This is a genomic window from Sphingosinicella sp. BN140058 (assembly GCF_004135585.1).
Classification (GTDB): Bacteria; Pseudomonadota; Alphaproteobacteria; order Sphingomonadales; family Sphingomonadaceae; genus Allosphingosinicella.
In genome coordinates this window covers 1,318,864-1,340,440 of record NZ_CP035501.1, presented here as the reverse complement: position 1 = coordinate 1,340,440, position 21,577 = coordinate 1,318,864, and the positions used below count along the sequence as shown (strand labels likewise).

The window sequence follows — 21,577 nt, the reverse complement described above, 5'->3', positions numbered from 1 at the left end:
AAAAAGCCCCTCTCCCGCAAAGGGAAAGGGGCTCATCTCGAAAGCGATTGGGGATCAGCGTGCTTCGCGGCGACCCTGACCCTGGCCGGCGCCCTGGCTGCGGCCGCCGCCATTGCGACCGCGACCGCCGCCGCCCGGACCACCGCGACCGGCACCCTGGCCGCCGCGGCCGGCACCCGGACCGCCGCGTCCGCCGCCGCCGGCACCAGCCGGCTTGGCGTGGAAGCGCTTGGGCGGGCGACCGTTGCGAACGCCTTCCTGGTAGCGCTCCTCCCGCTCGACCGCCGCGGCGGCCTCCGGATGGGCCTTGACCTGGTTACGGATCTTGCTCGCCTCGCCGAGGAAATTGTCGGGCAGCGGCTCGATCGCGATTTTCTGCTTGGTCAGCTTCTCAATGCCCTTGAGGTAGGCGCGCTCATCCTCGGCGCAGAAAGCGATGGCGACGCCGGCCGCGCCGGCACGCGCGGTGCGGCCGATACGGTGGACATATTGCTCGGGCACGTTGGGCAGATCGAAGTTGATCACGTGGCTGACGCCCGACACGTCGATGCCGCGGGCGGCGATGTCGGTCGCGATCAGAATCTTGACCTTGCCCGACTTGAACTCGCCGAGGGCACGCTCGCGCTGCGGCTGGCTCTTGTTGCCGTGGATGGCGTTGGACGCGATGCCGCTGGCGGCGAGCTGCTTCACGATACGATCGGATCCGTGCTTGGTGCGCGAGAAGATCAGCACCCGGTCCATCGAGCCCTGCGGACCGAAGCCGTAGCGCAGCATCATCGTCAGCAGAGCGGGCTTCTCCGGCTGGTTGACGAAGGTGACGAACTGATCGACCCGCTCCGCGGTCGAGGAGACCGGAGTCACCGAGACCTGGGCGGGATCGGTCAGGAACTTGTCGGCGAGCTCGCGGATCGCCTTCGGCATGGTCGCCGAGAAGAACAAGGTCTGGCGCTTGGTCGGCAGCAGCCGAACGATCTGCTTCAGCGCATGGATGAAGCCGAGATCGAGCATCTGGTCGGCTTCGTCGAGCACCAGGATCTCGACGCTGTCGAGATTGAGGGCGCGCTGCTCGATGAGATCGATCAGACGGCCCGGCGTGGCGACGAGCACGTCGACGCCGCGCTGCACGTCCTGACGGTTCTTGTTGATCGAGGTGCCGCCGAACACGGTGGCGACCGACATGTGCGAGAAGCGGCTGTAGGCGCGGGCGCTCTCGGCGATCTGCGAGGCGAGCTCGCGGGTGGGCGCGAGCACCAGCATCCGGCACGAACGCGGCGCCGGCCGCTTCTTCGACGCGGTCAGCCGATCGATCGAGGGCAGCATGAACGCCGCCGTCTTGCCGGTGCCGGTCTGGGCGATGCCGAGCAGATCACGGCCCTGGAGCAGGATCGGGATCGCCTGCGCCTGGATCGGCGAGGGCTGGGTATATTCCTTGAGCGCGAGCGCCTGAAGGACGGGCTGCGACAGCCCGAGCGTTTCGAATGACATGGAGAGAAGACTTCCAGATAAGCGGCGTCCCCTCGCGCTGCCAAAAGGGCGCGCGGAAACGCGGCGGGTTTTTGCCGACCCGCGTGAAAAGGGAGGACGTCAGAAAAGGACGAAGCAGAGCCGGGCGCCGGGCGCCAGTTCACGCTGCAATGATGCTTCGCTGACGGCCATGTGGTCGACTGACCCGGAAAAGTCAAGTCGCGCGCCGGCGCCGCGCGGTCGGCGGCCGAACGCCGATGCCGTGGATCGGACGCTCGGCCGGTTCGCGCCTCTATCCAGCGACCCCGCTTCGGCATACATTCGGCGGCGAAGGGGGGCGCCATGGCCGACAGCGACGAATGGCCGGTGCCCGGCCCGGAGAGCGCCGCGGCGCACCCGATCCGCGACCGCGCCGATGCGGACCTCGCCCGCTACCGGCTGATCGTCGAGAACATGACCGAGGGCGTCAGCCTGTCCACCGAAGCCGGGATCATCGTCTACACCAATGCCGCCGAAGACCGGATGTTCGGCTATGCGCCGGGCGAGCTGATCGGCCGCCATGTGTCGACGCTGAATGCGGAGCCGGGCACCGCCAACGACGAACGCGTCGCCGACGTGATCGCCTGCCTGCGCCGCGACGGCGCCTGGGAGGGCGCGTGGCACAATCGGCGCAAGGACGGCACCGACTTCGTCACGGAAGCGCGGATCACCGCGGTCACTCTCGACGATGGTACCCACTGGCTGTGCGTCCAGCGCGACGTCACCCGCGAGCGGGCCGACCGTGCCGCCCATGCCGAGACCGAGACGCGGCTGCAGCTCGCGGTCGAGGCGACCGGGGCCGGCATCTACGACATCAATCTCGAAACCGGCACCGGCTATTGGTCCGACACGGTGTTCGCGATGTTCGGCCTCGCGCCGGCCGCGGACGGCCGCGCCAGCGTCGCGATGTGGCGCGAGCGCATTCACCCGGACGATGCGGCGACGGTGCTGACCGACCATCTCGGCGCGGTCGGCGGCGAGGGAAACTTCCGGCGCGAGTTCCGCATCGTTCGCGCCGACGATGGCGAGACCCGGTGGATCGCGGTGACCGGACGGATGGTGCCGGATGCTGCCGGGCTGCGCTCGGTCGGCACGATCCTGGACGTCACCGAGCGCAAGCGGGCGGAGGCCGCGAACCGCGACAGCGAGGCGCGGCTGCGGGTGGCGATGGAGGCGGGGCGGCTCGGCTCCTGGTGGTTCGACGTCGACAGCGGCACCGGCGGCTGGTCGGACTATTCGGCGCGGATGCTCGGCATCTCGGCCAGGGGCCGCGCGGTCGGGCTGACCGAGTGGCGCGGCCTGCTCTACCCGGCAGACCGCGCGGCGACGGAGGCTGCCTTCGCCGCCGCGCTCGCCGGCGAGACTCCGATCTACGACGTCGAATATCGGGTCGTTCAACCCGGCGGCGGCGTCCGCCGGCTGCACGCGGTCGGCGCCGTCGAACGAGCCCCGGACGGGCGGCCGCGCTACGTCGTCGGCACCTTCCGCGACGTCACCGACGAGCGCGCTGCGAGCGAGGCGCTGGCGGAAGTCGCCGAGCGGCTCGACCTCGCCGTCACCACCCACGGCATCGGCATCTTCGACTGGTACGTACAGACCGGCAAGGTGGTGTGGAGCGCGCAGGAGGAAGCCCTGTTCGGGCTGCCGGCGGGCAGCTTCGGCGGCAACATCGCCGATTGGGCGGCGTGCGTGGTGCCGGAGGACGGGGCCGCGATGGAGGCGGCGATGGCCGGCGCGATGGCGGCGCGGCGCGACCGGCTCGACTTCGGCTTCCGCATCCGCCGCCCCGACGGCGCGGTCCGCTGGATCGAAGGCTCCGGCCGCTTCCTCTATGCGGACGACGGCACGCCGCTCCGCATGGTCGGCACCAACATGGACGTGACCGAGCGGCGCGCCGCCGAGGACCATCAGCGGCTGCTGGTCAACGAGCTCAACCACCGGGTCAAGAACATCCTCGCTCTGGTCCAGGCGATCGTCCACCAGAGCTTTCGCGGCGCCGACATTCCCGCCGCGGCCCGCCGCGCCTTCGAGGGGCGGCTGACCGCGCTCTCGACCGCGCACGATCTGCTGACCCGCGAGCGCTGGGAGGCGGCGTCGATCGCGGATGTCCTTGCCGATGCGCTCGCCCCGCTCGAGACCGGCGGCCGCGTGTCGATCGAGGGACCGGACCTGCGGCTCCCGGCCAAGACCGCGGTCGCGCTGGCGCTGGCGGTCCACGAATTGTGCACCAACGCCGCCAAATATGGCGCGCTCTCGGCGTCCGAGGGCCGGGTCTTGGTGCGCTGGCGCGTGGACGGCGACAGGCTGCACTTCACCTGGCGCGAAACGGGCGGACCCCGGGTGGCGGCGCCGAGCCGCCGCGGCTTCGGATCGCGGATGATCGAGCGCGCCCTGGCGGCCGAATTCGGCGGCACCACCCGCATCGACTTCGCGCCCGAAGGCGTGGTCTGCGTGCTGGAGGCACGGCTGCCGGGATAGGGGCGCTTCCCCTTTCGATCGACAATCCTCCCAGTCCGCGAAGCGGATGGGGAGGGGATCACCCGACGGGTGGTGAAGGAGCTCCAGCGCCGGATGGCCCCTCCACCATGCTTCGCATGGTCCCCCTCCCCATCGCCTGCGGCGACAGGGAGGATAAGAAGCATGGCCGGCGGATGCGCCTCTCTGGTTGCTGCCCCTTCACCGCACTTCGTGCGGTCCGCCTCCCCATCAGCTTCGCTCACAGGGAGGATGGGACAGGTTACCCGTTTGCGTCAGGCGCTGCGGTGGGGGAGGGTGAGGATTGCGCGGGTGCCGGGCTGGTTGTCGAGGAAGTCGATCCGGCCCTTGAGCTGGCGGACGAGGCCGCGGGTGAGGCGGGAGCCGAAGCTGCCGGCCTTGTCGCCGCCGGTGAAGCCCTTGCCGCGGTCGCAGACCGACACTTCGAGGCTGGTGCCTTCCGCCTTGCGCTCCGCGCGCAGCTCGAGCGGGCCGACCGCGCCGTCGTAGGCGTGCTTGACCGCATTGGTCAGCAATTCGGTGACGAGGAGGGCGAGCACCACCGCGTCGCTGGTCGGGATCCGCACCGGCGCGACATGGACCGCGAATTCGCCCTGCCAGTCCGGGCCCCAGCTTTCGAGCAGGCTCTCGCCGATCTCCTCGAGAAAGGTGTCGAGGTTGATCGTGTCGGCCTCGTCGGCGCGCCAGAGACGGCGGTGCGCCATCGCCACCGCCATCACCCGCTGCCGGGCGAGCTCGAACTGGTGGCGGATCGCCTCGTCGTCGACGTCCGCGGCCTGGATGTGGAGCATCGAGGTGACCAGTTGCAGGCTGTTCTGGACCCGGTGATGCACTTCGCGCATCAGCAGATCCTTCTTGTCGATGATCTCGTCGCGGGCGCCGACCGCGGCGCGCAGCTGGCGGTTGAGATCGGCCAGATTCTTGTGCTCGGCGACGTCGCGCACGGCATCGCCGAAGCGGCGGATCGCCTCGAGCTCGGTTTCGGTCCATGGCAAGGAGCGGCCGCGCACCGTCTCGCGCCACAGATCGAACGAGGTGCGCGGGGTCAGCAGCCCGCCGCTGCCGGGCTCCGCCGCCTTGTGCGGGTTGCCGGCCCAATTGACGGTCTCGACCTGCTCGGCGCGAAACCAGGCCAGCACCAGCCCCGGCTCGCGGCGCACGATCGCGGCGGCGATGCCGCTTGCGGCGGCGGTGAAGCCGGAGGCGGGCGGGTAAACCGCCGCGAGCATCGGCGTGGCGAAATGGCCGGGCGCGTCGTCTCGCAGCAGCCACGTCCCGAGCGCCAGCAAAGCCTCTTCGTCGGGCACGGAGCCGAACGCGGTTACGGCGCCGTCGCTCCAGACCGCCGCGCCGTCGCACGGCACCAAAGCGGCGACGTCGGCGATCGCCGCCTCGAGCGCGGTTTCGACCCGGTCGGAGGCGAGAAGCAGCGGCACCAATTCTTCGCGGCGGCGGGCGAAGCGCAGTACCTGGGCGTGGTTGGTCGCCTCGGCCCGGCGCTTGAGATCGCCGGACAGGATCTCGCCGATCACGCAGCAAAGCTGGCGCGCCTCGTGCGGGATCAGCCGCGGCGCGTCTGCATGGCAGGCGATCAGGCCCCAGAGGGTACCGTCGATGACGATCGACACCGAGGCGGAGCCGGCGACGCCCATGTTGCGCAGATATTGGAGGTGGACCGGCGACACGCTCCGCAGCACGCAATCGCTCATGTCGAGCGTGGCCCCGCCGCCGATCAAAGGAGCCGGCACGTAGGACGAATCGGGGATCAGCCGAATCCGGTTGCGGACGTAGAGCGTACGCGCCTGCTGGGGAATGTCGCTGGCCGGGAAATGCTGGTGGAGCAGGGTCGCGCTGCCGGCGGCGCGGGATTCGGCGATCACGCGCCCGGCCCCTTCGCCGAGAAAGCGATAGACCATGATCCGGTCATAGCCGGTGACGTCGCGCACCGCCTCGGCGGCGATCTGGCAGGCGGCGATCGGAGACTCCGCGGCACCGATCGCGCGGGTGAGGCGCTGCAGGCGGGACAGGGCCTGGGCCGCGCTCGGCCGCCCGGCCTGGACCGGCTCGAGCTCGACGATGGTCAAGGCTTCGGAAGGATGTTCGGCGAGATCGAACGCGCGTCCGTCGGCGGTCGCGAAGGTTCCGCCGCGGCCCGAACCGTCGACCAGGGCGGCGCCCTCGGCGCCGAGCACCGCCGCGAGCGGCAGGCGCAGCGGCGTGCCGGCGAAGCCGAGCAGCCGCTCGAAGGCGCCGGCGCATTGCACGACGATGCCGTCGCGGTCGGCGACGAGCAGCAGGCCGTGCGGCTGGATCGCGCCGGGAATGTGGATCGGTTCGCGGTCGCAGGCGGTGAGATCGACGAGATCAGCCATGGACGAGCGCCTCGTCGAGACAGTGTTCGAACAGGGTGAAGGCCGCTTCGGCGCCGCCGATCATCGCGGCGAGATTGCGTCTGCCCTCCGTTTCGAGGTGCGCGCACAGAGCGCGCCAGGTGGTGCCGTCGGCCGCTTCGCCGGCGAAGAAGCGGCGGCCGTCGGCGCCGGGGAGCAGATAATCGAGCTGGCGGGCGATCACCCGGCCGCCGAGGGTCGAGCCCTGCGCGACATAAAGGCAGCCGAGGGCGGCGGCCCTGCCCGTCGGCGGCGCCCAGCCGGCGGACGGCGGCACCGGCGCATGGCCGAGATGGCGAAGATCCGCCTCCAGCGCGGGGATCCGGCCGGGCGAGCGCGGTGCGTCGGCCCACAGCAAGGCGCAGGCGGAATCGAGCAGGTGATGGAAGCGATGCAGGGCGGTGAGCAGGGCGGCATAGCCGGCGCGCGGCAGCCGTCCTTCGGCAATGTCGGCAAAAGCCGGCGCGGCGTGCAGGCGCATGTGCACGTCCTCGGTCGCACTCCGGAGGGCAAAGCGAACGGGTCCAACGGAGCTCATCCCGCTCCTGCTGGCAGTCAAACTGCCGGATCGCAACGAGAAAATGTCGCCGGGCATCGGTGAAACGCGGTGTTGGACAGGGCGGAAGGATGGTTCATCTTTGTAGCCCGCAGTCACGCCAGCGCGTCGGGCCGCATTCGTCTGCACATATTCTGCACGGGCCGCAGGCCGAAAGGTCACGAGCGGCGCAACCGTCATCGACAAGCGGCGGGCACAAGGGCGGCGCAACATTGGGAGCCTGCACCTATGTATCTCGACGCTGCCGCGCCGGCGGCCGTCCCGGTTGGCCGGGGCCGCTTCAGCTTCCTCGTCAAGATCGCGATCGCGACGAGCCTGGTGATCATCGCCGATCTCCTGTTCTTCGCGCATGGCGGCGGCTCGACGATCGGCCTCTACGCCGTCCTGCTGCTCGCCGCCGCGTGGCTGATGCGGCCGGCAATCCGCCGCAGCGGCGCCGCCCTGGTCGCGAGCGGCGCGGCGCTCGCCTTCGCCACCGCTCTGTTCGCCGATCCGTCGCTGCTCGCCGCCGCCTTGTTCTGGGCGGCGGCCTCGATGGCGATGCTGCTGCCGCGCAGCGGGTTCGACAACGGCCTGCGCTGGCTGGTGCGGCTCGCCTTCCAGGCGGTCGCGTCGCCGGTGCTGCCGTTTCGCGATTTCGGGACGGCGCGGACCGCCCGCCGCCGCAAGGCGCGCTTCCGGAGCGGGTCTCGGATCGCATTGCTCGGCCTGCCGGTGATGGGCAGCCTCGTCTTCCTTGCTTTGTTCGCCCGCGCCAACCCGCTGATCGGCCGCGCGCTCGACGTCGAATGGGCGGCGGCATGGGCGTCGCTCTCGTTCGTCCGGATCGTCTTCTGGCTGCTGTTCGCAATCCTCGCCTGGAGCCTGCTGCGTCCGACCCGCCTGCGGCTCGGCCACGTCCGGACGATCGACGAGGATTTCGCGCTGCCCGGCGTCAGCCTCGCCTCGGTCACCTTGTCGCTGATCGCGTTCAACGCGATCTTCGCCCTGCAGAACGGCCTCGACATCGCCTTTCTGTGGAGCGGCGCGCCTTTGCCCGACGGCATGACCCTCGCTTCCTACGCCCATCGCGGCGCCTATCCCCTGATCGCCACCGCTCTGCTCGCCGCCCTGTTCGTGCTGGTCACCCTCCGCCCCGGCAGCGCGATGGCGGAAAGCCGGCTGGTCCGCCGCCTCGTCTCGATCTGGATCGGCCAGAACGTGCTGCTGGTCGCGTCGACGATGCTGCGCACGGTCGATTATGTCGAAGCCTATTCGCTGACCATCCTGCGCATCTCGGCCCTGCTGTGGATGGCGCTGGTCGCGATCGGCCTGGTGCTGATCTGCTGGCGGCTGTGGGCGCGCAAGAGCGCGGCCTGGCTGATCAACGCCAACCTGCTCGCCGCCACCCTGCTGCTGTCCGCCTGCGCCTTCGTCGATCTCGGCGCGATCGCAGCCGGCTGGAACGTGCGGCATGCGCGCGAAGCGGGCGGCAGGGGCGCAAGCCTCGACCTCTGCTATCTGGGCAAACTCGGCGAATCCGCCTTGCTGCCGGTGATCGAACTCGAGAGCCGGACGCGCGCGCCGCTGCTGCGCGAACGGCTCGGCTGGCTGCGCAACGTCAAATTGGTCGCGCTCGAGCAGCAGCAGGCGGACTGGCGGACCTGGACGATGCTCGGCGCGCGCCGCCTGGAAGCCGCGCAGGCCTCGGTCGCCGCGCACCGGCTGCCGCGCTTCGCCCCCGATCATCGCGACTGCGATGCCGCGCCATCGGCTCCGGTCGTCGCAGCGCCAGCGCCGCCGCCATCGGCGCGCCCGGCGGCACGAGACACGCAACCCGCTTTGACAGCGCCCGCCACACGGTGACAGACATGAACGCGATGACCCACAAGATCCTCGTCGTCGACGACGACGCCCATATCCGCCAGGTCCTGACCTTTGCGCTCGGCAAGGCCGGGATGGAGACGAGCGAGGCCGGCGACGGCGAAGCCGCGCTCGCCGCGATCGCGCGCGAGCGGCCCGATCTCGTCGTGCTCGACATCAACATGCCGCGGATGGACGGGCTGGAGGTGTGCCGGCGGCTCAGATCCGACGGCGACCTGCCGATCCTGTTCCTGTCCTCGCGCGACGACGAGATCGACCGCGTCGTCGGGCTCGAGCTCGGCGCCGACGATTATGTCGTCAAACCCTTCTCGCCGCGCGAAGTGGTCGCCCGGGTCGGGGCGATCCTGAAGCGGGGCGGCCGGGCAGCGGCCGCGGCCGTGCCGAAAGGGCCGGTGGTGCACAACAAGCTGCGGCTCGATCCCGACGCCTGGGAGGCGGCGTGGGCGGGCGGCGACGTGCCGGTCACCGTCACCGAGTTCCAGCTGCTGCTGGCGCTGGCGAGCGTGCCCACCAAGGTGTTCAGCCGCGACGCGATCATCGACCGGCTGCACGGGCCCGGTTTCGCGGTGACCGACCGGACCATCGACAGCCACATCCGCAACCTGCGCCACAAATTCGCCGGCGTCGGCGGTAGCGACCTGATCGAGACCAAATCGGGAGTGGGTTACCGGATCGGGCGCTGCCTCGGCGAGCCGGCTTGATCCGAGCCGGGATGATCGGGGTGGCGCGCCCGCTGCGCGCCGCCAAGACCTGGCTGAAGGGCCATTGGCCGGCGCTGCGGCTGCGCACCATCCTGTTCGCGACCCTGCTGTTCGTGGCGGCGCTGCCCGGCATCGGCGCGGTGTTCCTGCGCGTCTACGAGAACACGCTCGTCCAGCAGACCGAAGCGGAGCTGATCGCGCAAGGGGCGGTGCTGGCGGGGGCCTATCGGGCGTCATGGCCGGAGCCGCTGCCGCCGCCTCCCGAGACGCTCGCGCCGCAGCAGCCCAGGATCGATCTGAATGCGATGAGCACGTTGCCGTCGCAGGCCGATTGGCGGACGACGGAGCAGGTGGCGGACACCCCGGCACGGATCGCGGGGCTGCGCCTGCTGCCGATCGTGCGCGAGGCGACACGCACCACCCTGGCTGCGATCCGCGTGCTCGACGCGCACGGGATCGTCGTTTTGGGGCGCAGTGATTTGCGCAAGAGCTATGCGCATCTTCCGGAAGTACGCGCCGCCGTCGCCGGGCGCACGATGACGATGCTGCGCGAGAATGATGCCTATGAGATTCGCTATCCGCTGCAATGGCTTAGCCGTGCCGCAACGGTGCGGGTTCATTATGTCCGGCCGATCGAGGCGGACGGGCGGGTGATCGGAATCCTGATGCTGTCGCGCTCGCCGCGCGGCCTGTTCGTCGGCATCTACCAGGATCGCGGCAAGATCGCGCTCGGCATCGCCCTCATCTTCGCCACCCTGCTGGTGCTCGCCGCTCTGCTGTCGCGCGGCATCACCCGGCCGATCGAGGCGCTGAGCGAGGCGACCGAGAATGTCGCCCGCGGCAGCGTGTCGGTGCCCGAGCCGCCGCCGACCGCGGCGATCGAGATCCAGGCGCTCTACGTCAATTTCGCGGCGATGGCCGAGCGGATCGAGCGGCGCTCCCGCTACCTGCGCGATTTCGCCGCCGCGGTCAGCCACGAGCTCAAGACCCCGATCGCCGGCATCAAGGGCGTGCTGGAACTGATGGTCGAGCATCCGAACATGCGCGACGACGAGCGCGCCCGCTTCCTCGCCAACGCCAATGCCGATGCCGACCGCCTGTCGCATTTGCTGCGCCGCCTGCTCGATCTCGCCCGCGCCGACATGGCGCTGGCGCCGGAGGACAGCGCCGGCGCGGTCGCCGATCCGGCGATGCGGGTGGCCGACGCGCACCGCAGCGGCGACTTTGCGGTTACCCTGGCGCTGGACGACCTGCCGCCGGTGTCGGCGCCGGAGGAATTGCTGGAGGCTGTGCTCGAGACTTTGGTCGAGAACAGCCGGCAGGTGGGTGCCAATCACGTCCGCATCGCCGGCCGCGCCGATGCGGTCAGGGTGGGGCTGACCGTCTGCGACGACGGTCCCGGCATTCCGCCCGCCGACCACCAACGCATCTTCGAGCCGTTCCACACCAGCCGCCGCGCCGAAGGCGGCTCCGGCCTCGGCCTGTCGATCGCCCGCTCGCTCCTCGCCGCCTGCGGCGGCACCATCGCCAGCGTTCCGGCCGAATATGGCGCGCGGTTCGAAATCTGCTTGCCGGTGGCGGCCTCCGTCTCCCCTCCCTGGAAGGGAGGGGCCGGGGGTGGGTGGCGAGCGTAGCGAGCCCTCCGTTCGCTGGCACGATGGCGGTCCAGATGCCCGCCGGGATGAGGGAGGCTCAAGGAATGGGTGTGCAATTGGGGAATGGAGAGCTGATCTGTTCTCCTCCTCTTGCGCCGGTGCATCAATTCTTCCCAATTTCCACACGAAGCCTCGAAGATTCCACGAAGCCACGAAGATGTCGGCATTGACGCTCTCCCCGGTTCAAGATGCTCGCGCCTGCGCATCTTCTGGATTGCAAGCCGCTTTGCGGCATTCAGGAGCGGCAGGTAGAGCAAGGAACGCCCTTCAACGTGAGCCGCCTCCGCATTTCCCGGACCTCACTTCGCGGCTTCGTAGCCCGTCGTGCCCCTTCGGCGAAGCTCGGGAGGGGCTTCGTCTGGAAATGCAGTCTCGCAAACAGAAGCAGGGGGGCGGGATCTGAGGTGATGCCGATCCGAGGCAATGCGGGGCAGGAGAGGGCCGGACGCCGGGGAGGTGTCTCGGCACATCTGATCGTGTCGCTCTGGACCTTGGCGGGTCTTGCCTGCCTCGCCGGGTGCGAGCGTCCCACCTATGATCCATCGCGGCTGCAGGCGATTGCCGACGAGTCCCGGGTGCTGATGCGGACATATCCGACGCAAGAGTTGGTCTTGGTGCCACCGTCTCGCCTGCCCGGCTCGATCGCAGGGCTGCGGCCGCATTTCGTGACCATCGACGCGGACGGCGTAAGCATCAGCACCAAGCCGAGTTTCGATGGCGGATGGGGCTGTTTCGTGCCGCATGACGGGCGGACGCTGCCGGAACCCACGGCGCGTTTTTCGGACCTGGGACAGGGTGTCTACCGGTATCGCCCTGTTTGAGCGCTGCGCCCGCCAGCAGCGCGGCGCGCCGGCTCGGCCGCGCCGATCCTACACGAATTTGCCGCTGCGCCGCGACGGCAGACGGGGAGCGCGGTTCGCCTGGACGGGCAGCGCCCCGGATCGTGGCCGACGATCTGTCGGCGACCGCAAAAACAGGGGAAATACAGGCAGGCGCCGGAGCAGGCGAGCCCGACTCGTCTGGACAGGCAGCGCCCTTGGTGGTCGCCGAGGTCCTGTTGGCGACCGTAAAAACAGGCGAAATACAGGCGCAGGCCGGATCGGAAGAGTGCGGCATTGCGTCGGCCGGAGCAGCATTGCCGCTCGGCTGCGCGCCGGACGCCTTGCCCTCCGGCGCGGTGGGGGCGCATGCTTCCGGGGCCGAGGCGGCTGCCTCGACGGCAGCCGCGTCCGAGGCCTTGCCGGCGTTCTCCGCGGAATGCGAGGCGCGGTCGCGGGAATCGATCAATCTGGCGTGGGCGGTGAGCAACTTCATCACCTGCTCCGCTTCGAGCGGCGTGATCTCGCCCGCGGCCATGGCGGCGATCAGCGCCGATCCGGCTTCCGCCACGTCCGCCCGCGTCGCGGTGTCGGGCAGGTCGATCTCGACCGCCGCCGATTTGGCCGGCGGCATCAGCCGGGTGAAGCAGGCGCGCAAAGCGGGCCATTCGCCCGCCAGGGCCCGCTCGATTACCGCCCGGGCGATCGCCTCCTCCTCGCCGTCGCTGAGCATTTCGAGCAGCCGCGACGCCTTGTTGCGCGCGCCGCGTGGGCGGCCGGCGGGATTGCCGCTGCGGCCGGGGAGGAACTGGCCGGTGGTGGCGCGTGCGAAAGCGGCGGCAGGGTTCGGCATAGCGATCTCCTTGGATGGAACCGCTCGGCGGGGGCACCTTCGCCCTCTACATCAGTGTTCCTGATCTGTTCTGTACGCGGAAATGCTTTCGGCTTCAAGTGAAATGTTGCGACTATCGCATGTTGCTCCTCGCCGGGGTCGCTGCCGGTGGTGGTCGCTCGCGCGCTTGTTCGAAGGAGACGGCCGCCCTGCGGGAGCTCTTAAACATGAAGGAGCCCCTTCGGCGGAGCTCCGGGCAGGTGCGGCCAACCCGCCCCTATCGCCCGTGTTTGCAAAGTGCATAATCGCCCTTTCGATGGCGGTTGGGTTATTCCGTGGCCCGACCAGGGAAGACGCTGGCGGACCCCGCCGGGCAGTTTTCGGATCTGGGCCAGGGCGTCTCCTGGCTTCATCCTTACTGAACGCTGCCCCAGCAATGAGCGTGGCGCGCGCGCCCGGTCTCTTGCCGCGGAGCGGGCGTGGTCGCTCCGTCCTGCTCGCCGAACGCGGGCGCGGTCCGGCTGCACCCGCACCGTGTTGGATCCCGGCCCGGGGCGTGTCGGCGGAGATAATGACAGGTGAGATACTGGCGCGCGTCGCCGGAGCGGGCGATTGTGCCGCGGCGTCCGCCGGACGCACATTGGTGCGGCGCTGCGCATCTTCCAGCGCCCCGCGGGGATGCTGCCGCCGCCGAAGAGCAAGTTTCGGCCGCATCGGCGTCCACGGTCTTGCCGGCTGTGACGGCGGGGCGGCCGCGGACATCGAGCAATTGGGCATGGGCAACAAGCAATTTGCTCACCTGGTTGGCCTCGAGCGGCGTGATCTCGCCGGCCGCCATCACCGCGATCAGCGCGGGGCTGGCCTCGGCCACGTCCGCGCGCGTCGCCCTGTCGGGGAGATCGATCTCAACCGGCGCCGATTTGGCGGGCGGCATCATCCGGGTGAACCAGGCGCGCAGCGTGGGCCATCCGCCAGCCAGGGCACGATCGATAACCGCCTCGTTGCCGTCGCCGAGCAGTTTAAGCAGCCTCGACACCTTGTTGCGCGCGCCGCGCGGCCGCCCGGCGGGATTGCCGCTGCGGCCGGGAGGAACTCACCGGTGGGGGCGCGGGCGAAAAGGCTGGCGGGATCCGGCATGACGATCTCCTTGGGCTGAACGGCTCAGGGAGGGCAGGCTTTGCCCTCGAAATCGCTGTTCCTGATCTGTTCTGTAAGCAGAATTGCTTTCGACTTCAAGTGAAATGTTGCGACGATCGCATATTGGCGCGCGATAGAACTCGCTGCGGCGGGTGATGGTCGCAGCGCGCGCCGAACTCTTGCCCGGTACGAAGACCTTCGCGGTAGACCACCTCCCACACGGCCAACATTGGCCGCTTGTCGCATGCGGGCTTCGCGGTCGAAGCGCGTGTCGCCATTCCTAGGACGCCATCGGCGCACGCTACAGCGGAGGAGGTTCTCCGACCTCGTAGACGCGGAGGTCACGATCGCCGATGCCGAGCGCGGCCCAGGCGGCGCGCCATTCAGCGAGGTGCGGCGCTGCGAAGTGGCGATCCAGTGCGTCCCGATCGGTCGAGAGTTCCTTCACGTGGATCAGTCCGGAATCGAATACGTCCTCAGCATAGCCATATTCGACGCAGCCGTCCTCGGCCCGGCTGGCCTCGGCCATGCGCTTCATGACCGGCCGCGCCGCGTCGAGGTTCCGGGCGGGCAGGCGGACGGTGCCGACGACGAGCAACATGAGGCGAGTGTAGAGCGCTGAGGGCGGGGACGGAAGCGTCTTGCGGGGCGCTCCCGGTGGCACGTGTTCGCCGGCCCCCGATCTCGCGTGCGGTGCTTCGAAGTTTGATTCCGTCCACAATAAGCTCAAGTCGTCTGGCGGACGGACTTGCCAAGCCTGCGTGCAGACCATCGACACCGCGAGCCGAATTGTCTCATTTGGGGTCCGTAGCGGCTGGGGGCGATGCAATTATGTGCACTGGCACCGGAACTCCTAATTATGTGCACTGGCACCGGAACTCCTGGCGCCGGAGCTCCCTCCTCCTTGAAGCGACTCCGTGTCGACTTCGTATCAGCCGGAGGATGGGCCTACATCAATTACGCCATGTCACCGGAACTCCCGCAGGGACGTACCGTGCGCCCAAACTGGTGGGCGTTTGTCGTAGAGCGAACGCGTACGAGATCCGACTTTGATGAGGTCGAAAACGAGAGTAATGACTGCCCAACCTGATGAGAAGTGGAGCTAGGCATTTAGGTGTTCAAATAATTACGACGATGATGACCAAAAACTCTTTCTTACTTCTAGAAACGAAATCAAATTAACGGGAGTGCACGCGTAGGCAGATAGCTCGGAAACTATCTCAACATAAGACAGCCTCTTAGAACACTTGGCCTTCCTTTCAAACGGCAAAAGACCAAGAGCCGCTCTATCAATCATTTCCCTCAGAAACTCATAGGTAAATTCAATCTCCTGCTTACCGCGAAAGCTTATCGCGGCGTCCCGGGAGGAGAACCAGATTCTCGCCGTCGCGATCTCACCTAAATCTACCGCTCGCCGATCCGGTGCGAGTCCATTAAGATCATCTAGAGAATATGTTGATTTCAGAGTCAGGCCCAACCGGTCGAATTCAATAAACTTAAATGTATCAAACCGATCTAGTTCAAGTGCGCCGTCCCTTGGCATGTGCCGTTGCACCCACGCCCATTCATTGAATAGACGTACTTCTTCATGAAAAGCGTTTTGCATGCTTACGTAGAGAGCGCATACCTCTTCAACTACTTTATCGTCATCATCGCTGTGCGCGGCATCGGAAAACAATAAAGATCTAACCGACTGACGAACCGAATCTACGCCGGTGTAGTAATTCTCAATCGAATAGCCGTCGGTGACAAAGGCTTGGGGAATCAATATCTCTGCTAGATCGTGCTCGTAGTCTCGATCAAAAAAAGCCGCAAACTTGCATCTCTCCAAGGCAACATTGCCAAGTACGGCCCGCACGAGCTTCTTAAGATTATTCTTGCCTCGCACATTCCGATACGCAAGTGGTAGACGTAGGTCCGCGAATATTGCACCCATACGCGGACGGAAATAATCCGAGTCTTTACCCTCGACTAAAACGGACACCACGTTATCGTCTTTGGAATGATCACGGAGCATCCCATGCAGGACCACTGCATAAGACGTGCGACTCTGACGCATAGCCTCCGGAGAGGACACTCAACGCTGCCCTTCTGTTGGAGAGCGAAACTTAACTTCTAGAACTTTAGCGAAGGCGTCGAGTTCATTTTCGAAAACAAAGGGTGAATGTGTGACCGCCACTAATGATCCCGTCTTGTGCGAAGCTGCTACGTCCACTAGTATCTTCTTCTGCCAGTCCATCGACAAAGAGAGCTCAGGTTCGTCAAAAATGACAAAATATGAGTCATGGTCACCAAGATACAACTCTGACATAACGCCTAGTATCTGCTTTTCACCAGATGAAAGATCATCAAGATCGAGCTTCGTATTGCCTATTGTCTCATACACGGCAACGGTAGCGTTTAAGATATCATAGCGCATTTCTTTGTTTATAAGATAGCCATTGCATACCTTTGCATACCTCTGAAGGGCACGATCGACCTCTTGAACTTGCTCGTACGCCTCTATCAAGCTGGATAGAAAGAATGAAAGGTGGCGATTAGTCGACAGCTCGCCATTGTCATAAAGCTTGAGAATCAACGACTTCTGCGTGTCGGTGACATTCTCTCCCACCCGACCTAGGACAAGTTCAATGCTGCTGCGATTGGCAAGTCTGCCTAACATCTCCTCAGCAAGTGGAGTATTCTCAGCAAGCTGCCCAAGCATCTGTCCGCTTATCTGCCCGTAAGAGCTAATAAAATGGACCCCAATCTGGTTTGTGGCACTTCTAATCCGTTCATTAACATCTTTCATGCCAAAATGGATGGCGTCAGACGTCATTTCGTTTTCATCTTCGTCTAAATCTAGTAGCTCCTCCAAATCCTGTTCTATCCGCCTATACGTCGGAAGGTATAGCACGGACTGACAAAACGACTCAGAAAGAAATTGACGCAATCGCACTAAAGGCGAATTATCTGCCAAGCTCAACATATCGGTATCGGGTGAAGAAAATTGATCGAACTTCTGAAGCCGGTCAACGAATGCGCTAAATGGAATCCGCATGGATCGTGCAGCAGACATGAAGGCTGCATCCTCACGCAGCCTATGATAAGGCTGATGCTTCGCCATTGCAGCAAGCCTTAGCACTTGACTTGGTGGCAACCCAGTTCTTTCGTTCAGCCTACGCAGCAGGGTCACGCTACGGCTTTGCTCGTAATCCTCAGGTGTTAAAACAAACTGATCAACGCCCGAGAACTTTACGACAATTCTCTCGTAATCAAATTTGGTCAGTTTGACAAAATCCCCGCGTAGGACGCATTGCAACATGTACAGCGCCGTTGTTTTGCCAGACCCATTATCTGCGATGAAGATGCCAACGCTGCCCGACATTATTATACCAATGTCCTGACGCTTATGTAGTCCTTCCACTCGGAAGTACTCCAATTTCGTGAAACTACCGGCGCTGTCGGCCATTGGGGTATTTGCTCCCGGTACGAGGAAGCTCCAACGTAGGGCCAATCTCGTTTACTGGCTAGTGCCGCGTACCGGCCAGTGTGCACCTGGCGTCGAGCTCGGCGCCTTTGATAGTGGAGGTCGTCTCCTGGCGGAGAACATCGCTCTCCTGCTGTGACCAGTCGTCCGCATATGCAAGCGACGCCACCCCACCCCTTGTCTCCGACTGCCAGGACATGATTAGCCCGTGGGGCGGTAGTCGGTCCGTCCAGTGTGGGCACCGCCCGGTGACGTCGATGAGCTGCTGCCGGTCTGATGGACACTGAGTTAGGCTACGCTACCTCAGACAGCTTCTCGAAGTCGATGGGGCTGAGGTACCCCAAGGTCGAGTGTCGGCGCCTCGGATTGTAGAAGCGCTCGATATAGTCGAACACGTCGGCCTTGGCCTGGTCGCGGGTTCGATAGACCTTCCTGGCGATGCTCGGTCTTGAGCGAAGAGAAGAAGCTCTCCATTGCTGCGTTATCCCAGACGTTGCCTGAGCGGCTCATCGAGCATGATACGCCATTGTCGGCCATCAGCTGCTGGAACTGCTCGCTCGTATATTGGCTGCCTTGGTCCGAATGGTGGAGCAGGGCGTGCGGCTTTCCGCGACGCCAGATCGCCATAATCAGCGCATCGGTGACGAGCTGCGCGGTCATGTAAGCGGAGCGCCGTCCCCACCTTGCGGTTCTGAAGCGTAGCGTCGAGCCTGCTCGTCCTGATTGGGCAGAGGACGTTGGTGCTATGACGATGTCATGTGATGATGCTGGCACCAGCGGCGTGCAGCGCTTCGAGGTGTTCACCGGTGCCGGGAGGCGACGGGACTGGCCGTCGGAGGTGAAGGCGTCGATCGTCGCCGAGAGCTTTGCGGGCCGGGAGACGGTATGCGCGGTTGCGCGGCGGCACGCGCTGAGCCCTTCGCAGCTGTTCACCTGGCGTCGCGCGTTGCGCAAGCAGTGCGAAGAGCGGGGCGTGACGTTGCCGGCCGTGCCGGGGTTCGTACCTGCCGTGGTCGAGGCACAACCTGCCGATGCGCCTGTGCAGACAGGCAAGCACTCGAAGAAGCGTCGGCGATCGAAGGAGCCTGCGATCGAGCTCGAGATCGCTGATGTGGTGGTGAAGATTGGTCGCGGCGCCGATACCGGCGTGATTGCCGCGGTGATCGAGGCGCTCAAGGCAACGCGATGATCGGACCTGGCGCTGGTGCGCGGGTGATGGTGGCGACCCGCCCGGTCGATTTCCGCAAGGGGCCTGACGCGTTGGCGGCGCTGATCGGCGCCGCCTATGGCGGCGATCCTTATTCGGGCGTGATCTGCGTGTTCCGGGCGAAGCGCGCGGACCGGATCAAGCTGGTCTGGTGGGACGGCACCGGCCTGTGCCTGATGGCCAAGAGGCTGGAGTCCGGCGGCTTCAAGTGGCCGGGGATCCAGGACGGCGTGATGCGGCTGACGGCGGCGCAACTCGGCGCGCTTCTGGAGGGCCTGGACTGGCGCCGGGTGCATGGCGGCCGCCGCCCGATCGCCCCGCAGAATGGCGAACTTCGCGAAGACCTCGCCGAGCGCGACATTGTGTGCGCTCTGACCCGCTTCGCGCGGCCGCTCGCTATCGGATTGCCGCCGTCAGAGGAGCGGGCACTCGCCCATCGCCACCTGGATTTCTACGTCAACGGGCTGTGCGCTCGCGAGTCGCGCCGATTCAAGTCGTGACAGAAGCGAAGAGCAGCCGGCGAATAGGCAGCGCCGACATCGTCTTGCTCGCTCTCGGGTTCGGGACACTGCCCTTCGTGTGGGACATCGCACTGCAAGACACTGCTCATGCATACAGCATCGACGGGCGGCTTTGGTGGTCCGACGCCAGCTTCCAGTAATAGCTGCCGGTTGGCGTAACCGCTCCGGAACAGCAGCTACGTCCCACCAGCGGCCCTTCGCGCTCCCTAGCGTCTGCGGCGGCACCGTTCCAAGATCAGCCGTTCCGGCGTCGAATGCAACTCGACCGCCGCTGAACGATGACGTGGGTAGGATCGACATTGGTCCGCGGTGAGCGACGTCGCTAAGCAAAAGGTAATGAGTTCGCGCCATTAAGGCGCCGCGGTCTGCCTGCTTGTAGATCGCCGTCAAGGGCAGCGTATCAGCCCTCAGTCTCAGAAGTAGACTGCTTCCTGAATGGAGTTATCACGTGGCATTCTCAGTGAACACCAACACCGGCGCGATGGCCGCTCTCCAGAGCCTCAACGCGACCAACAAGGGCCTCGACCAGGTTCAGAGCCGCATCAACACCGGCCTGAAGGTTGCGTCGACGAAGGACGATTCCGCTTCCTACACGATTGCCCAGACGCTTCGCGGCGACCAGGGCGGTCTGCAGGCTGTCAGCTCCTCGCTGTCGCGCGCCAAGAGCGTGACGGACGTTGCGGTTGCCGGCGCGGAATCGATCTCGGACATCGTCAACCAGATGAAGCAGAAGGCCAAGCAGGCTTCTGACGATGGTATCGACTCCGAGAGCCGCACTGCGATCAACAAGGACTTCGAAGCCCTTCGCGACCAGATCAAGACCATCGTCGACTCGTCCTCGTTCAACGGCACGAACCTTCTGAAGGCTTCGGGCGGCACCGTTACGGCGCTGCAGTCGCTGACCGACACCGACAGCAGCTCCGGCACCTACACCCCGGATTCGCTGTCGGTTTCCAACCTCGAGCTCGACCTTGGCAAGTCCGGTGGCACGTTCGAGAAGCTGACCACCACCAGCAAGATCGACACGGCCGCTGACGCCAAGACGATGGTTGCCAACCTGGAAGTCATCGGCAAGAACCTCAACGGCAAGCTCAGCACCCTCGGTGCGGCTTCGCGCAAGATCGACGCTCAGTCGGCCTTCACGAGCAAGCTTTCCGACGTGGTCGAGAGCGGCATCGGCAATCTCGTCGACGCCGATCTGGCGAAGGAATCGGCTCGTCTGCAGGCTCTGCAGGTCAAGCAGCAGCTTGGCGTTCAGGCTCTGTCGATCGCCAACCAGGCGCCGCAGTCCATCACTTCGCTGTTCCGTTAATCGGCACGAAGTGGCTCCTCGGGCTCCGGCCCGAGGTGCCGGCAGCAGAGGCCGGAGCGGGAAACCGCTCCGGCCTTTGTCGTTTGCAGGCGGTCAAATCCGATCGGCCGCACGCCTGACCGCCCTCACTCGGGCAGCGCGGCAGGCGTCGGCACCGCCGCGGGTCGAATGTGGGTCTTTCCGATTCCTATAGGCGTGAGCCCCGCCGACCTTGCCTCGCAAGCTGTTGGGTGATGGCTATGCGTTTCCGGTTAGCCCGCGAAGGACTGCTTGATCAAGAAGCGTCATTCAATCTGCTCAGAACGAACGACAGCAATGTCCCAGAGCGGGCCGTTCTACGTCAAAATCTGGGTGGCGCATTTGCCGCGAGCGGCAGGGCGCCGGCGACATGGGCGCCAAGCGGGCGCGGCCGTGGGGCCATCGGCGGAAGGTTCGTCGCCGGCGGCGGCGGCGTCCCGGGACGGGCGATGCCAACTCCGTCCAGCTGCCTCGGCGCCGCTAGCCCAGCTTCTGCGCGAGATGCGCGCCGATCACCGCGTCGACGACGGCGTCGTCGGCCGGCACCTGCCCGTCGAGCATCAGCATCGCCAAACCGTGCGCCACCGACCAGGCCTGCAGCGCGAAGACCTGCGGGTCCATGTGCGCCGGCGCGTAAATTCGGGCGTTGGCGAGCAGGAACTGCATCGCCGCGTCGCTGCCGTGCGCGCCCTGCATCAGGTCGGCCGGGGCCGGGTGCTGGAAAATGAGGCGGAACAAGGCCGGGTTCGCCAGCGCGAAGCGGACATAGGCGGCGCCGGTGGCGGCGAAGCCCTTGATACCGCCGCCCGCGCCCTCGAAGGCCGCATGCTGGGCCGCCGCCAGCCGCGCCAGACCCTCCGCAGCGAGCGCCCCCATCAGCGCGCTTTTGTCGGGGAAGTGCCGGTAGACCGCGGTCGCCGACACCCCGACGCGCCGCGCCAGCTCGCGCAGCGACAGCTGATCGGCGGGCCCCTCGGAGATCAGGCGCAGGCCTTCCTCGATCAACGCGCGGCGCAGATCGCCATGGTGGTATTTCCGATCGGATGTTGACACTGTTGACATTGCTGCTATGTTGCCATTGTTAACATTGGAGAACGGT

The 21,577-nt window shown here is 66.1% G+C and carries 16 protein-coding genes and 1 pseudogene; 7 read left to right on the top strand and 10 right to left on the bottom strand.

The annotated features are described in order from the left end of the window. Window positions 1-54: 54 nt before the first annotated feature. Window positions 55-1,485 (bottom strand): DEAD/DEAH box helicase, encoded by a 1,431-nt coding sequence (locus ETR14_RS06065; RefSeq protein ID WP_129383827.1) that lies wholly within the window; start codon window positions 1,483-1,485, stop codon window positions 55-57. Window positions 1,486-1,806: 321 nt separating this feature from the next. On the opposite strand from ETR14_RS06065, the gene ETR14_RS06060 reads away from it, so the two are divergent. After that, on the top strand, window positions 1,807-3,981 hold the full coding sequence (locus tag ETR14_RS06060; RefSeq protein WP_129383826.1) for a PAS domain-containing protein: 2,175 nt from the start codon (window positions 1,807-1,809) through the stop codon (window positions 3,979-3,981). Window positions 3,982-4,253: 272 nt separating this feature from the next. Here ETR14_RS06060 and ETR14_RS06055 read toward each other — a convergent pair whose 3' ends face one another. After that, complete coding sequence (locus ETR14_RS06055; RefSeq protein WP_129383825.1) at window positions 4,254-6,371, bottom strand: histidine kinase dimerization/phosphoacceptor domain -containing protein; 2,118 nt, start codon at window positions 6,369-6,371, stop codon at window positions 4,254-4,256. After that, window positions 6,364-6,870 (bottom strand): biliverdin-producing heme oxygenase, encoded by a 507-nt coding sequence (locus ETR14_RS06050; protein WP_129383824.1) that lies wholly within the window; start codon window positions 6,868-6,870, stop codon window positions 6,364-6,366. The genes ETR14_RS06055 and ETR14_RS06050 overlap by 8 nt, the downstream gene beginning before the upstream one ends. Before the next feature lie 303 nt (window positions 6,871-7,173). Between ETR14_RS06050 and ETR14_RS06045 the strand changes: the two genes are divergently transcribed. From ETR14_RS06045 to ETR14_RS06035, 3 genes are read left to right on the top strand one after another with little or no spacing between them, the layout of a single operon-like run. Then, on the top strand, window positions 7,174-8,790 hold the full coding sequence (locus ETR14_RS06045; protein WP_129383823.1) for a DUF4173 domain-containing protein: 1,617 nt from the start codon (window positions 7,174-7,176) through the stop codon (window positions 8,788-8,790). Between the two features lie 5 nt (window positions 8,791-8,795). Further along, entirely contained in the window at window positions 8,796-9,509 is a 714-nt protein-coding gene (locus ETR14_RS06040) for a response regulator transcription factor (RefSeq protein ID WP_243455783.1), read from the top strand. An 11-nt stretch (window positions 9,510-9,520) separates the two neighbouring features. Continuing rightward, a complete protein-coding gene (locus tag ETR14_RS06035) occupies window positions 9,521-11,143 on the top strand; it encodes a HAMP domain-containing sensor histidine kinase (protein WP_129383822.1) in 1,623 nt (540 codons plus the stop codon). Window positions 11,144-11,857: 714 nt separating this feature from the next. Here the strand turns inward: ETR14_RS06035 and ETR14_RS28725 are convergent. The 6 genes and pseudogenes from ETR14_RS28725 to ETR14_RS06005 form a co-directional block, all read right to left on the bottom strand. Then, window positions 11,858-12,835 carry a DUF5681 domain-containing protein gene (locus ETR14_RS28725; protein WP_206185984.1) on the bottom strand — a complete coding sequence of 326 codons (978 nt, stop codon included), beginning with the start codon at window positions 12,833-12,835 and terminating at the stop codon, window positions 11,858-11,860. Window positions 12,836-13,229: 394 nt separating this feature from the next. Next, window positions 13,230-13,850: a hypothetical protein gene (locus ETR14_RS06025; protein ID WP_129383821.1), complete on the bottom strand. Its 621-nt coding sequence runs from the start codon at window positions 13,848-13,850 to the stop codon at window positions 13,230-13,232. Between the two features lie 402 nt (window positions 13,851-14,252). Next, the gene (locus ETR14_RS06020) at window positions 14,253-14,552 is read right to left on the bottom strand and encodes a putative quinol monooxygenase (protein WP_129383820.1); all 300 of its coding nucleotides are present in this window, start codon (window positions 14,550-14,552) and stop codon (window positions 14,253-14,255) included. A gap of 525 nt (window positions 14,553-15,077) precedes the next feature. After that, window positions 15,078-15,968 carry a DUF4435 domain-containing protein gene (locus ETR14_RS06015; RefSeq protein WP_165356334.1) on the bottom strand — a complete coding sequence of 297 codons (891 nt, stop codon included), beginning with the start codon at window positions 15,966-15,968 and terminating at the stop codon, window positions 15,078-15,080. A 60-nt stretch (window positions 15,969-16,028) separates the two neighbouring features. Next, entirely contained in the window at window positions 16,029-17,402 is a 1,374-nt protein-coding gene (locus ETR14_RS06010) for an AAA family ATPase (protein ID WP_129383818.1), read from the bottom strand. Between the two features lie 311 nt (window positions 17,403-17,713). Beyond that, window positions 17,714-18,086: pseudogene (locus ETR14_RS06005) on the bottom strand (IS3 family transposase); the annotation flags it as partial. A 115-nt stretch (window positions 18,087-18,201) separates the two neighbouring features. Between ETR14_RS06005 and ETR14_RS06000 the strand changes: the two are divergent. The 3 genes from ETR14_RS06000 (at window position 18,202) to ETR14_RS05990 (ending at window position 20,460) form a co-directional block, all read left to right on the top strand. Then, window positions 18,202-18,609, top strand: coding sequence for a transposase (locus ETR14_RS06000; protein WP_243455782.1), 408 nt, complete (start codon window positions 18,202-18,204; stop codon window positions 18,607-18,609). After that, a complete protein-coding gene (tnpB, locus tag ETR14_RS05995; protein ID WP_129383816.1) occupies window positions 18,606-19,127 on the top strand; it encodes an IS66 family insertion sequence element accessory protein TnpB in 522 nt (173 codons plus the stop codon). Before ETR14_RS06000 ends, tnpB begins: the two co-directional genes overlap by 4 nt. A gap of 469 nt (window positions 19,128-19,596) precedes the next feature. After that, window positions 19,597-20,460 carry a flagellin gene (locus ETR14_RS05990; RefSeq protein ID WP_129383815.1) on the top strand — a complete coding sequence of 288 codons (864 nt, stop codon included), beginning with the start codon at window positions 19,597-19,599 and terminating at the stop codon, window positions 20,458-20,460. Window positions 20,461-20,958: 498 nt separating this feature from the next. On the opposite strand, the gene ETR14_RS05985 is transcribed toward ETR14_RS05990, so the two are convergent. Next, window positions 20,959-21,483: a TetR/AcrR family transcriptional regulator gene (locus ETR14_RS05985; protein ID WP_243455781.1), complete on the bottom strand. Its 525-nt coding sequence runs from the start codon at window positions 21,481-21,483 to the stop codon at window positions 20,959-20,961. Window positions 21,484-21,577: the final 94 nt, after the last annotated feature.